This window comes from Actinoallomurus sp. CA-150999, from assembly GCF_050942425.1.
In the GTDB taxonomy this organism is placed as follows: domain Bacteria; phylum Actinomycetota; class Actinomycetes; order Streptosporangiales; family Streptosporangiaceae; genus Actinoallomurus.
In genome coordinates this window covers 2,934,360-2,946,546 of sequence record NZ_CP192063.1, presented here as the reverse complement: position 1 = coordinate 2,946,546, position 12,187 = coordinate 2,934,360, and the positions used below count along the sequence as shown (strand labels likewise).

Below are 12,187 nucleotides of genomic sequence, written 5' to 3'. Positions count from 1 at the left end.
GGTCAGTCCGTGAGCACGGTCCGTACGGCGCCGTCCGGACCGGCGACGAGCACCGGCGCCTTCGCGCCGAGGTCACGGACCGCCGCCACGTCGGGAGCGGCGTCGTCGGTGACGACCGCGGCGGCCTCGAGGCTCTCCGCCCCGCTGGACACCGCCATCGCCACCGCCACCTGCAGCGCCGTCAGCTTCAGCGAGGGCAGATCCACCGTCGCGGCCGCATACGTGCGGCCGGTCTCGTCGCGGACCGCGGCGCCCTCCGCGGCACCCGCCCGGGCCCGCGTGGACCGGGCCAGCGTGATGATCTTCGCGTCTTCCGGATCGAGCTCGCTCACGCGCCCCAGCGTACTCATTCCCACCAGAGCAATGGGCAGGTCAGGCCTCGGCGTTCTCGCGCTCCTGCTCCGGTTCGGGCTCCTTCGTCGGAATCCGCTCGGCCAGCACGGTGCCGATGCGGTTGCGCCGGCCGGCGAGGCTCTCGGCGGTCAGCCGCAGGCCCGCCACCGTCGCCTGCGACCCGGCGATCGGCACCCGGCCCAGCGCGTGCGCCAGCAGACCGCCGACAGTCTCCACCTCGTCCACGTCGATCTCCACCTCGAACAGCTCCGCGAGGTCCTCGACCGGTAGCCGCGCCGTGACCCGGGCCGAGCCGTCCGGCAGGCGTTCGACCCGTGGGGGCTCCTGGTCGTACTCGTCGGTGATCTCACCGACGATCTCCTCGAGGATGTCCTCGATGGTGACCAGCCCGGCCGTCCCGCCGTACTCGTCGATGACGATCGCGCAGTGGATCTGGCGGGCCTGCATCTCGCGGAGCAGTTCGTCGATGGGCTTGCTGTCCGGGACGTACGTCGCCGACCGCATGATCGACTCGACCGTCTCGACCGACTCGCCCTCACGGAACTCGTGGCTGCGGCGGACGATGTCCTTCAGATAGGCGATGCCGACCACGTCGTCCTCGTTCTCCCCGACCACCGGGATGCGGGAGAACCCGCTGCGCAGCGCGAGTGACAGCGCCTGCCGCAGCGTCTTGTCGCGCTCGATGAAGACGATGTCGGTGCGCGGCACCATCACCTCGCGGACGAGCGTGTCACCCAGCTCGAACACCGAGTGGATCATCTGGCGCTCGTCCGGCTCGATGAGCCGCCGCTGCTCCGCGAGGTCGACGAGGTCCCGCAGCTCCGCCTCTGACGCGAACGGGCCCTCGCGGAAACCCCGGCCGGGCGTCAGGGCGTTGCCGAGGAGGATCAGCAGCCGCGGCAGCGGCCCCAGCACCCGGGCCAGCGGATGGATCACCGCCGCGCCGGCCAGCGCAATCTTGTCGGGGTGCTGACGGCCGAGCGTCCGCGGCGAGACGCCCACCGCGATGTAGCTGACGACGATCATGACGGCGGCGGCGGTGACGTACGCGCGCCAGTTCGCGCCCAGCCAGGTGATGCACACGTCCGCGACGAGGACCGTCGCGGTCAGCTCGCAGCTCACCCGCAGCAGCAGGAGGAGATTGAGGTAGCGCGGCGGGTCGGCGACGACCTCGGCCAGCTGCCGGGTGCCCCGCCGCTCTTCGCGTACGAGCTCCTCCACCCGGACCCGGGAGATCCGGGCCAGCGCGGTCTCGGCGCTCGCGAACAGACCGGCGATCGCCACCAGCACGACGGCGCCGACGATCAACCAACCTTGGACAGCGGTCATGAGGAGGGCCGGGCGCGAGCGTCTCGCCACGAGGCGAGCAGCTCGGCCTGCAGGCCGAACATCTCCTTGTGCTCTTCGGGCTCGGCGTGGTCGTAGCCGAGCAGGTGCAGGATGCCGTGCGTGCACAGCAGGTGCAGCTCGTCCTCGGCGCTGTGCCCCGCCTTCTTGGCCTGCTTCGCCGCGACGGACGGGCACAGCACGACGTCACCGAGCAGCGCCGGGTCCGGCGGGGCGTCGTCGGCGCCACCGGACACGTGGCCGGGCCGCAGCTCGTCCATGGGGAAGGAGAGCACGTCGGTCGGGCCCGGCTCGCCCATCCACTTCTCGTGCAGCTCGGTCATGGCGTCCTCGTCGACGAGGAGGATCGACAGCTCCGCGAGCGGGTGGACCTGCAACTGCTCGAGCACGTGCGCCGCGAGGGCCTGGAGCGTGGCCTCGTCGGCCGGGGCCCCGGACTCGTTGAGGACCTCGATGCTCATGATCAGCGCCCCCGCTTGCGCGAGCCGCCGCGGCCCTGCGGGAGCTGGGCGGGCTGGGCGTCGTAGCGGCTGTACGCGTCGACGATCGCGCTCACCAGCTTGTGGCGAACGACGTCCTTGCTCGTCAGCCTGCAGAAGGCGATGTCGTCCAGGCCCTCGAGGATGTCCTGCACGACCCGCAGGCCGCTGCGCTGCCCGGACGGCAGGTCCACCTGGGTGACGTCGCCGGTCACGACGACCTTCGACCCGAAGCCCAGCCGGGTCAGGAACATCTTCATCTGCTCCGGCGAGGTGTTCTGTGCCTCGTCGAGGATGATGAAAGAGTCATTGAGGGTTCTTCCGCGCATATAAGCCAGCGGAGCGACCTCGATCGTGCCGGCGGCCATGAGGCGGGGGATGGAGTCGGGGTCGACCATGTCGTGCAGCGCGTCGTACAGCGGGCGCAGGTACGGGTCGATCTTCTCGTACAGCGTGCCCGGCAGGAAGCCCAGCCGCTCGCCGGCCTCGACGGCGGGCCGGGTCAGGATGATGCGATTGACCTCCTTGGCCTGCAGCGCCTTCACGGCCTTGGCCATGGCCAGGTAGGTCTTGCCGGTGCCCGCGGGCCCGATGCCGAACACGATGGTGTGCCGGTCGATCTCGTCGACGTAGTGCTTCTGGTTGAGCGTCTTGGGGCGGATGGTGCGGCCTCGCGACGACAGGATGTCGAGGGTGAGCACCTCGGCCGGCCGCTCCGCCGTCTCGGCGCGCAGCATCGCGATGCTGCGCTCGATGGCGTCGGGGGTGATGGTGGTGCCGCTCTTGAGCAGAGCGAGCAGCTCCTCGAAGAGCTTGGCGGCGAGGTCGGTCTCTTCCGCCCGGCCGGTGATCGTGATCTCGTTGCCGCGGACGTGGACGTCGCTGTCGAACGCTCGCTCCACGACCTCGAGAAGTTCGTCGCGGGAGCCGAGGAGGGCGACCATCGAGTGGTCGTCCGGGATCACGATCTTTATCTGCGCGCGCGCGCCGTCGGGCGCGGTGTCGGTCTGAATTGATTCGGCCATAGCGCGGCCTTGCGGCCTCTTCGCCCCTGCTTTCCGGTCACGTCGGGTCTTCGGCTGCGTCTCACCCATGTTACCGGCCCGCACCACTCATTTTCCGATCATGTGGGGACCGTCGCTCATCCCGGAGGCCAGCCCAGCCCGCGGCCTCCGAGGACGTGCGCGTGCACGTGGAACACGGTCTGCCCGGCGCCCGGACCGGTGTTGAACACGACGCGGTATCCGGCCTCCTCGACGCCGTCCGCGACCGCGACCTCGCGGGCCTCCCGGACCACCTGCGCGAGGAGCTCCCCGTCGGCGGCGGCGAGCGCGGCGGCGGTCGGATGGTGTTCGCGCGGGATGACGAGGACGTGCGTCGGCGCCTGCGGGTTGATGTCCCGGAACGCGATCGTCCGGTCGGACTCGCGCACGATGTCCGCGGGCACTTCTCCGGATACGATCTTGCAGAACAAACAGTCCTGTTCCGTCAATGAACTCTCCTTCGCCGGGGTCAGCGCATGTTATCGCGGCGAGGACCGCCTGGTCGTCTACGAATCGTTACGCGCACGGGCGTGTAACGATGGCCAAGGCACTCCCTCGTCTGGTTATCGTTGCTCTCACGCGAACCCCCAGCGCTGGATCCGCACCCAAAATCCAAGCCGGGTGACGTTCGCGCGAACCTGCTGGGTCGCGGCGTTCGTCCAATGAGACGACACCCGATGTAGGCACCGACGGGCGGATAGGCGAGACGAGGAATGCCCTTTCGTAAACCTGACGGCGAGGGCACGCGTCCTACTGATGTGACCGAGACCCTCGTGGCCAGAGGAACGACGGGCGCGGTGACCGTTGCCTGGGACGCTGACCAGGCGGTTACCGCGCTTTACAGCGCTCATTACCGCTCCCTCGTACGGCTCAGCGCCCTCCTCGTACGCGACCTCGCGACGGCGGAGGAAGTGGTGCAGGACGCCTTCGTCGCCATGCACGGGGCATGGCGACGGCTGCGCGATCCGGAGAAGGCGCTGTCGTACCTCCGGCAATCGGTGGTCAACCGGTCACGATCCGTATTGCGGCACCGGGCCGTCGTGGAGAAGTACGCTCCCAAGGGCCTGCCCGACGCGCCGAGCGCCGAGAACGGCGCGATCGTCGAGCTCGAGCGCTCCGCGGTGGTCAAGGCGCTGAGCGGGCTGCCGACCCGGCAGCGGGAGGCGCTGGTGCTGCGTTACTACGGTGATCTGTCCGAGGCGGAGATCGCCAATGCCATGGGGATCAGCCGGGGAGCCGTCAAGAGCCACACCGCGCGCGGGATGGCCGCGCTTCGCAGCGTTCTGGAGCAGCTTTAATGACCGAACCCTTCGACGAGTACGGCGAGCGTCTCCGCCGTGTCTTGCACACGGAAGCGGAAGCGGTCACGCCCTCTCCAGAGGGTCTTGAGCAGATCCGCACCAAGATCGGTAAGAAGCGCGAGCGGCGCTTCCTGACGTGGTTCGCCATACCGTGGCTGCGTCCGCTGGCGGCCGTCGCCGCCGCGGTCGTCGTCGCGGGGGCCGCCGTGTCCGCGACCCCGGCGATCAAGACCTTCGTGCAGACGGGGCACTTCAGCCCCGACGACCATCAGGGCGGCGGCACGTCCGTCGCGGGCGGACAGCACGCGGTGACCGCGCCACCTCCGGTCAACCCCTCTCGTCCTGAAACGAGCGCGTCGCCCCATCCGACGGCGCTCCCGACGACGCCCGGAGGCACGCACGTCGTCACCGGCCGTAAGTGCCCGCCGGGTGAGGGCACGATCAAGCCTCCGCCCGGTTCGGCCGGTGCCAAGACGGCGACCGCGGGTCCGTCGCCACGGGTCACGTGCGGGCCGGCGTCGGCGACGTCGCCTCCGGCCTCACAGGACACGCCCACACCGCCCGTGTCGTCGCCGACGCAGTCGGCGACGACGAGCGTTGCGCCGACCAACGGCGCCCAGCAGCCGTCGACGCAGTCGTCCCCGTGACGGGCGCCGCTGAACGGCGCGGTCGGCCGCCCGCGTGACGTGAGATCTACCAGCGGCCGGCGCTGCTGAGCAGCGTGGTCGCCCCCGTGGAGCGGGGCCTACCGGGGCGTCAGCGCTGCTGAGCGGCACGGTCGCCCCCATGATGGGTACCGGCCCGGTGCGGCCGGACAGCACGGCCGTCTTGTGGCGTGGGGTCTACCAGCGGCCGACGCGGCTGAGCAGCACGGCGGCCGCCGCGACCCCCGCGGTGGAGGTGCGCAGGACGGTCGGACCGAGGAGGACGGGAGTTCCGCCCGCGGTCTGGAAAGCGGCGATCTCGTCGTCGGTCAGCCCGCCCTCGGGGCCGACGACCACGACGATGTCGCCGGTGTCCGGGACGTCGATCCCGCTCAGCGGCTGCTCGGCCTCCTCGTGCAGGATCACGGCGAGCGCCGCGTCGGCGACGCGCTCGGCCGCCGCGGCCGTGCCGGCGGGATCGGTCACCTCCGGCAGCCATACCCGGCGGCTCTGCTTGGCCGCCTCGCGCGCCGTACCGCGCCACCGCGCGAGCGCCTTGGCCCGCCGGTCGCCCCGCCACTGCGTGACGCAGCGGGCGGCGGTCCACGGCACGATCACGTCGACGCCCACCTCGGTCATCGTCTCGACCGCGAGCTCTCCCCGGTCGCCCTTGGGCAGGGCCTGGACGACGACGATCCGGGGTTCCGGGCGGGGAACACGCCGGCGTGCGACGGCCTCCAGGTGGAGGCTGTCCCGCTCGGCGGAGGCGACGACGCATTCCACGAGCCGGCCCTCCCCGTCGCTCAGGTCGACCCGCTCCCCCGCCCGGAGCCGGCGTACGGCGGCCGCGTGACGCCCCTCGGGTCCGTCGAGGAGAATCCGATCGGAATCGAGGCGCGCGGGATCGGCGAGGAAGAGGGGCGGGCTCATGGCACCGATCGTAGGCGTGCCGCGGTGCCGGAAGCGCGCCGGCGAAACCAGGGCGCCGAGCCTCTTGGCCGCCGTCGCCGAGCGGCACTGTTCGATCGGCACGCCGAACCGCTGCCGGAACCGCGCCCGGCCGCCCAGCAGCCCGCGCGTGGTCCGCCGCGTCAGGACGCCGAGGACAGGCCGAGCCGGGTGCCCGCCGGGCTGAGCGTGCCGGCCGCCTTGACGGTGTGGAGGATCGGCGCGGTCTCGAGGGTGTGGATTCCGTCGAGGGCGCCGAGGCGCCGCGTGAGGTAGTGGTGCAGCTCGGTCGGGTCGGAGCAGAGCGCCTGGGCGAGGAGGTTGGTGGGGCCGGTGGTGGCGGCGACGACGGCCAGTTCGTGGTGGCCGGCGAGCGCGGTCGCGACGTGGTCCAGGCGGGCCGGTGCGACGGCCATCCACAGCAGGGCCTGGGTGGTGGCTCCGAGGACGGCGGGGTCGACCTCGACGTCGAAGAAGACCATGCCGCGGGCGCGCAGGTCGGCGATGTGACGGGCGACGGTCGCCTGCGACCAGCCCGTGGCGGCGGCCAGGTCGGCGTACGAGGCCCGGCCGTCCTGGCGGAGCCCGGCGAGCAGTTCCTGGTCCGCACGCGCCGGAGGTACAGGCTGGACCGTACGGGAATGGGCCGATGTGGGGCCGGGGTCCCCGTCCGCCTGCGCTGAGGGGGCAGGGCGGACCGGCGTGCCGTCGGGATCGGCGTCCGCACGCGGCGGAGGGGCAGGGTGTGCCGTACGAGGGTGGGAGGCCTGCCCGGCCGGTGCGTCGGCGGGCTCCCCTGCGGGCCGCAGCTCTCGTTGCTGGCGCTCGCTGAGGGCCTGGGTGACGCCGCGCCAGGTGGTGGGGCCACCCAGGTAGGTGTGCAGCACGCAGTGGGCGGAGACGGCCGTGATCCCCGCCCGGCGCGGGATGTCGCGCAGCAGGAGGGCCTGGGAGACCTCGACGCCGTGCGGCGCGTTGATGAGCGTGAAGATCTCCGTGCCGCCTGAGACCAGCTTGACCCATGAGGTGTCCGGCCGCCGGGCGAGGGAGTGCGCGAGGGTCTGCGCGGTGGCCGGGGTCGTGGTGAGGCGGACCATCCACTGGGTGTGCCCGGCCTGCCGTGTCTCCGCGAGGCCGACCACGCGCAGGCCCGCTTCGGCGCGCAGCCGCCGGTATCGGCGTGCCACGGTCTGGGTGGATACGCCGAGGACCGTGGCGATCCGGCTGAACGGCGCCCGTCCGTCGATGTGGAGGGCGTGGATGATGCACCGGTCGAGATCGTCGAGCATGCACCGATCTTGCACCGATCACGCTTCAGATGGAAACAATTCGCTGATCTCGCGCCGTGGATGGAACGGCGGATTCCGGCCCCGCACGCTGGATCGCGACATCGGGCGTGACCGGAAGGAAGATCGATGGAGATACGAGAAGAGACGGCGGGAGCGGCGTACCGCTTCCGCTGGCTCGCGCTGGCCGCCCTGCTGGTCGCCGAGGCGATGAACCTGCTGGACGCGACGATCGTGCAGGTCGCCGCGCCGGTCATCCACACCGACCTGGGCGGTGGCGAGGCCGATATCCAGTGGTTCAGCGCCGCTTACACGCTGCCGTTCGCGATGCTGCTGGTCACGGGTGGTCGGCTGGGCGACATGGTGGGGCGCAGGCGCGTGTTCGCGGTCGGGGTGGTGGGCTTCGCGCTCGCGTCGCTGTCGTGTGCGCTGGTGCCCGGGGCCGGGGCGCTGATCGTCGCCCGAGCGGTCCAGGGCACCGCCGCCGCGTTGATCATCCCGCAGACGATCGGGCTGATCCGTGGCATGTTCGACGGGGCGGAGCTGGCCAAGGCGATGGGGAGCATCGGGCCGGTGATGGGCCTGGCCGCGATCTGCGGGCCGGTGCTGGGGGCGGTGCTCACGCACGCCGACCTGTTCGGCTCCTCCTGGCGTTCGGTGTTCCTCGTCAACGTGCCGCTGGCGGCCCTGGTGCTGGCGGTGGTGCCGAGGATGCGCGAGGACCGGGCGGCGGCACGGCCGCGCCTGGACCTGCTCGGCACGGCGCTGGCGATCGCCGGATCCGGGCTGGTCGTCCATCCCCTGATTCAGAGCGGGACCGCCGGCGTACGGGCGGGCGGCTGGGCCGAGATGGGCGCCGGGGCCGTGGTCCTGGTGGCCTTCGGTCTTCAGCAGCGGTACGCCGCCCGGCGCGGTGGCCAGCCGCTGGTCGAGCCGAGCCTGTTCCGCGACCGGGGCTTCCCGGCCGCGCTGGCTACCTCGACGCTGTTCTTCGCGGTGATGAACGGGCTGATGCTGGTCGTCGTGGTGCAGGTGCAGGTCGGGCTGGGCGACGACGTCCTCACCGCCGGGCTGACGCTACTGCCGTGGTCCTGTGGCATGGCGATCTCCTCGTGGATCTCTGGGACGCGCCTGGTGCCGCGGTACGGATCGCGGATGATGTTCGTGGGGCTGGCCGTCATGCTCGCCGGTCTCCTCGCCGCGGTCGCCGTCTACGCCGGCGCCCGGCCGGGGGCCTACCCCTGGGCGCTGCTCGGCGCACTGGGGCTGTGCGGGATCGGGAACGGGCTGTTCACCGTGCCGTTCTTCACCACCGCCCTGACCCGGGTACGCCCGCATGAGACGGGGTCGGCCGCGGGGCTGCTCAACGCGGTCCAGCAGTTCGGCGGCACGTTGGGCACCGCCCTGCTGGGCACCGTCTTCTTCCGCTCCCTGGCGACGGGATCCCGGACGGGCGGCGGGCCGGGCGCCGCGTCGCTGCACGCCGTCGGGCTGACGTTCTGGCTCGCGGCGGGACTGCTCGTCGCGGCGGCCGTCACGGCGGCGCTGATGCGCACGCGCGAGGCACCGCCGGAACGGGAGCCGGAGAACCGCTCCGCGGCACCCGCCCACGGATGATCGAGGCCCCGCCGACGAATGACGAAGGCCCCGTCCGGCACAGGGACCGGACGGGGCCTTCGCGGTGGCTCAGCGCCCGTTGAACGCGTCGCGGAGGCGGGAGAAGAAGCCCTGCTGGCCCGGGGAGAACTTGCCCGGCGGGCGCTCCTCGCCGCGCAGGCTCGCCAGCTTGCGCAGGAGCTCCTCCTGCTCCTCATCGAGTTTGGTCGGCGTCTCGATGTTCACGTGGATCATGAGGTCGCCGCGGCCGTTCTCGTTGAGGTGCTTGATGCCCAGGCCGTACATCGGGATCACCTGGCCGGACTGGGTGCCGGGCCGGATGTCGATCTCCTCCGGGCCGTCGAGGGTCTCGACGGTCAGCGTGGTGCCGAGCGCGGCGGCGGTCATCGGGACCTGGACGGTGCAGTGCAGGTCGTCGCCCTGCCGTTCGAAGATCGTGTGCGGGCGCTCCACGATCTCCAGGAACAGGTCGCCGGCCGGTCCGCCGCCCGGGCCGACCTCGCCCTCACCCGCGAGCTGGATGTGGGTGCCGTTCTCGACGCCGGCGGGGATGCGCACCTTGATCGTGCGGCGGGTGCGGACCCGGCCGTCGCCGGAGCACTCCGCGCACGGGTTGCGGATCATGGTGCCGTAGCCGCCGCACTGGGGGCAGGCCCGCGACGTCATGACCTGGCCGAGGAACGACCGGGTGACCTGCTGCACCTCGCCCCGGCCGTGACACATGTCGCACGTCTCGGGGTGCGTGCCCGGGGCCGTACCGGCGCCCGAGCAGTTGTTGCACACGACGGCGGTGTCGACCGTCAGCTCGCGCGTGGTGCCGAACGCCGTCTCGGACAGGTCCAGTTCCACGCGCACGGTGCCGTTGCGGCCCCGCCGGGCCCGGCTGCGCGGCCCTCGCTGGGTGGTGGTGCCGAAGAAGGCGTCCATGATGTCGCTGAACGGAAATCCCGCGCCGAAGCCGCCGGCTCCCGCGCCGGCGCCGGCCGCGAACGGGTCGGCGCCCAAGTCGTACATCTCGCGTTTCTTCGGATCGGAGAGCACCTCGTACGCCTGGGTGATCTCCTTGAACCGATCCTGCGTGGCCGGATCGGGGTTCACATCCGGGTGCAGCTCACGCGCGAGCCTTCGGTAAGCCTTCTTGATCTCGTCCGCACTGGCGTCCCGGCGCACCCCGAGGGTCGCGTAGTAGTCGTTCGCCACTTACGACCCCGCCAGAATCTGACCGACGTAACGTGCCACTGCGCGCACTGCTCCCATCGTCCCGGGGTAGTCCATCCGCGTCGGGCCGAGAACGCCGAGCCGGGCCACGGCCTGGTCGCCCGCGCCGTACCCGGTGGCGACCACCGAGGTCGTACGCAGGCCCTCATGCGGGTTCTCGGTGCCGATCCGCACGGTGAGGCCGGAGGGGTTCTCCGCCTCGCCGAGCAGTCGCATCAGGACGACCTGTTCTTCCAGGGCCTCCAGCACGTCACGGAGGCTCTGGGACAAGTCGGCGCGGGCGAGGTTCGCCGCGCCGCCGATGATTATCTTCTCTTCGTGCTTCTCTACAAGGCTCTCGAGGAGGACTGACAGCACCGTCGCGGCCAGGGGCCGCTCGCCGACCGGAACCTGATCCGGAAGGTCGGCCAGGGCGTCGGGCACGTCGGTGAGCCAGCACCCGTCGAGACGCGCGTTGAGCAGCGCCCGCAGGTGTGCGATGGCCTCGTCGGAGACGTCCTCGTGGGTCTCGATGGCCCGCTGCTCGACGCGGCCGGTGTTGGTGATGACCACGAGCAGGAGCCGCTGGGCCGCGATCGGCACCAGCTCGACGTGCCGTACCGACGAACGCGTCAGCGAGGGGTACTGCACGACGGCGACCTGCCGCGTCAGCTGTGCCAGCAACCGGACCGTACGGCTCACGACGTCGTCGAGGTCGTAGGCGTTGGCGAGGAACGTCTCGATGGCGCGCCGCTCGGCCGCGGACAGCGGCTTGATCGTGGACAGCCGGTCGACGAACAGCCGGTATCCCTTGTCGGTCGGCACGCGCCCCGCGCTGGTATGGGGCTGGGCGATGTACCCCTGCTCCTCCAGCACGGCCATGTCGTTGCGGATCGTGGCCGGCGAGACGCCGAGATTGTGCCGGTCGACCAGCGTCTTGGAACCCACCGGCTCGTGGGTGGATACGTAATCTTCGACGATGGCTCGCAGCACGGCCAGCTTTCGATCGTCGAGCACGCACTCACCTCCCGTGTCCACAGCCCTTCAATCTGGCACTCTTCTCCTCTGAGTGCCAAGTGTACGGCTCGGCGGCACGCACGAGGAGACGCCGGTGGATCACGTTCTCGCGTCGAGCATGGCAGAGTCACTCCTGTGACCTGGCACGAGATTGCGGAACGTTGTTTCCAACGCCGTTATTCCGACTTCGACGTGACCGTGGGGGTCGTCGTCGGTGCCGAGGGCGCCGTCGTCATCGACACCCGCGCGAGTGTCGCACAGGGCGTGCGGCTACGCGACGACGTTCGGCGGCTCGGCGTCGATGATCCCATCGTCGTCAACACCCATGGCCATTTCGACCACTGCTTCGGCAACGCCGCGTTCGCCGGGGAGCGGTGGGGACACACGTCGTTGCCGGACTACCTGGCGCACACCGCGCGGCCGATGCTGACGCATGAGTTCCCCGGGTGGGCGGAGAAGGTCGAGACCGACCTGCTGCTCGCGCCGGACCACCTCGTCACCGACCACGCCGAGCTCGACCTGGGCGACCGCGTCGTCGAGCTGCGCCACTTCGGCCGGGGCCACACGGACGGCGATCTCGTCGTGTGGGTTCCCGACGCCCGGTGCGCGTTCACCGGCGACCTGATCGAGCAGTCGGGCCCGCCGTCGTACGGCGGCGACTCGTTCCCGCTGGAGTGGCCCGGCACCCTGGCCGAGCTGCTGCGGGCCGTGGACGGCGTGCTCGTGCCCGGGCACGGGGAGCCCGTCGATCCGGAGTTCGCGGCCCGCCAGCGCGAGGAGATCGACCTGGTGGCCCACCGGGTGCGAGAGACGCACGCCGCGGGGCTGGACCTCGAGGAGGCCCTCGGCTCGGGCGACTGGCCGTACCCGGCCGAGGCGCTGCGCGAGGCGGTCCGGCGCGGCCACGACCACCTGGACCCGAACCCTGGATCACGGTGAGGCTCTTGGACGGCT

At 71.3% G+C, this 12,187-nt stretch carries 13 protein-coding genes; 4 read left to right on the top strand and 9 right to left on the bottom strand.

The features are described 5' to 3' along the window. Positions 1-2: 2 nt before the first annotated feature. The 5 genes from ACQP2O_RS14015 to ACQP2O_RS13995 all read right to left on the bottom strand — a co-directional run bounded on the left by ACQP2O_RS14015 (position 3) and on the right by ACQP2O_RS13995 (position 3,672). Positions 3-332, bottom strand: a complete 330-nt coding sequence (locus tag ACQP2O_RS14015) for a cytidine deaminase (RefSeq protein ID WP_433183975.1) — start codon at positions 330-332, stop codon at positions 3-5. A gap of 40 nt (positions 333-372) precedes the next feature. Next, positions 373-1,683: a hemolysin family protein gene (locus ACQP2O_RS14010; RefSeq protein ID WP_433183972.1), complete on the bottom strand. Its 1,311-nt coding sequence runs from the start codon at positions 1,681-1,683 to the stop codon at positions 373-375. Next, a complete protein-coding gene (ybeY, locus tag ACQP2O_RS14005; protein WP_433183970.1) occupies positions 1,680-2,162 on the bottom strand; it encodes an rRNA maturation RNase YbeY in 483 nt (160 codons plus the stop codon). Before ybeY ends, ACQP2O_RS14010 begins: the two co-directional genes overlap by 4 nt. Positions 2,163-2,164: 2 nt before the next feature. Then, positions 2,165-3,205, bottom strand: a complete 1,041-nt coding sequence (locus ACQP2O_RS14000; RefSeq protein WP_433183967.1) for a PhoH family protein — start codon at positions 3,203-3,205, stop codon at positions 2,165-2,167. A gap of 116 nt (positions 3,206-3,321) precedes the next feature. Then, the gene (locus ACQP2O_RS13995; RefSeq protein ID WP_433183965.1) at positions 3,322-3,672 is read right to left on the bottom strand and encodes a histidine triad nucleotide-binding protein; all 351 of its coding nucleotides are present in this window, start codon (positions 3,670-3,672) and stop codon (positions 3,322-3,324) included. Between the two features lie 309 nt (positions 3,673-3,981). Here ACQP2O_RS13995 and ACQP2O_RS13990 point away from each other — a divergent pair, with 309 nt between their 5' ends. Both ACQP2O_RS13990 and ACQP2O_RS13985 read left to right on the top strand, forming a co-directional pair. Then, positions 3,982-4,521: a SigE family RNA polymerase sigma factor gene (locus tag ACQP2O_RS13990; protein ID WP_433183962.1), complete on the top strand. Its 540-nt coding sequence runs from the start codon at positions 3,982-3,984 to the stop codon at positions 4,519-4,521. Then, entirely contained in the window at positions 4,521-5,171 is a 651-nt protein-coding gene (locus ACQP2O_RS13985) for a hypothetical protein (protein ID WP_433183959.1), read from the top strand. Before ACQP2O_RS13990 ends, ACQP2O_RS13985 begins: the two co-directional genes overlap by 1 nt. Positions 5,172-5,366: 195 nt before the next feature. Here ACQP2O_RS13985 and ACQP2O_RS13980 read toward each other — a convergent pair whose 3' ends face one another. Beyond that, positions 5,367-6,098: a 16S rRNA (uracil(1498)-N(3))-methyltransferase gene (locus ACQP2O_RS13980; RefSeq protein WP_433183956.1), complete on the bottom strand. Its 732-nt coding sequence runs from the start codon at positions 6,096-6,098 to the stop codon at positions 5,367-5,369. Positions 6,099-6,259: 161 nt separating this feature from the next. After that, a complete protein-coding gene (locus ACQP2O_RS13975) occupies positions 6,260-7,405 on the bottom strand; it encodes an AsnC family transcriptional regulator (RefSeq protein ID WP_433183953.1) in 1,146 nt (381 codons plus the stop codon). Between the two features lie 126 nt (positions 7,406-7,531). Between ACQP2O_RS13975 and ACQP2O_RS13970 the strand changes: the two genes are divergently transcribed. Beyond that, the gene (locus ACQP2O_RS13970) at positions 7,532-9,019 is read left to right on the top strand and encodes an MFS transporter (protein ID WP_433183950.1); all 1,488 of its coding nucleotides are present in this window, start codon (positions 7,532-7,534) and stop codon (positions 9,017-9,019) included. A 69-nt stretch (positions 9,020-9,088) separates the two neighbouring features. On the opposite strand, the gene dnaJ is transcribed toward ACQP2O_RS13970, so the two are convergent. Both dnaJ and hrcA read right to left on the bottom strand, forming a co-directional pair. Then, the gene (dnaJ, locus tag ACQP2O_RS13965; RefSeq protein ID WP_433183947.1) at positions 9,089-10,219 is read right to left on the bottom strand and encodes a molecular chaperone DnaJ; all 1,131 of its coding nucleotides are present in this window, start codon (positions 10,217-10,219) and stop codon (positions 9,089-9,091) included. Beyond that, positions 10,220-11,233 carry a heat-inducible transcriptional repressor HrcA gene (gene hrcA / locus ACQP2O_RS13960; protein WP_433183944.1) on the bottom strand — a complete coding sequence of 338 codons (1,014 nt, stop codon included), beginning with the start codon at positions 11,231-11,233 and terminating at the stop codon, positions 10,220-10,222. A gap of 192 nt (positions 11,234-11,425) precedes the next feature. Here hrcA and ACQP2O_RS13955 point away from each other — a divergent pair, with 192 nt between their 5' ends. Then, entirely contained in the window at positions 11,426-12,172 is a 747-nt protein-coding gene (locus ACQP2O_RS13955; protein WP_433183941.1) for an MBL fold metallo-hydrolase, read from the top strand. Positions 12,173-12,187 lie beyond the last annotated feature (15 nt).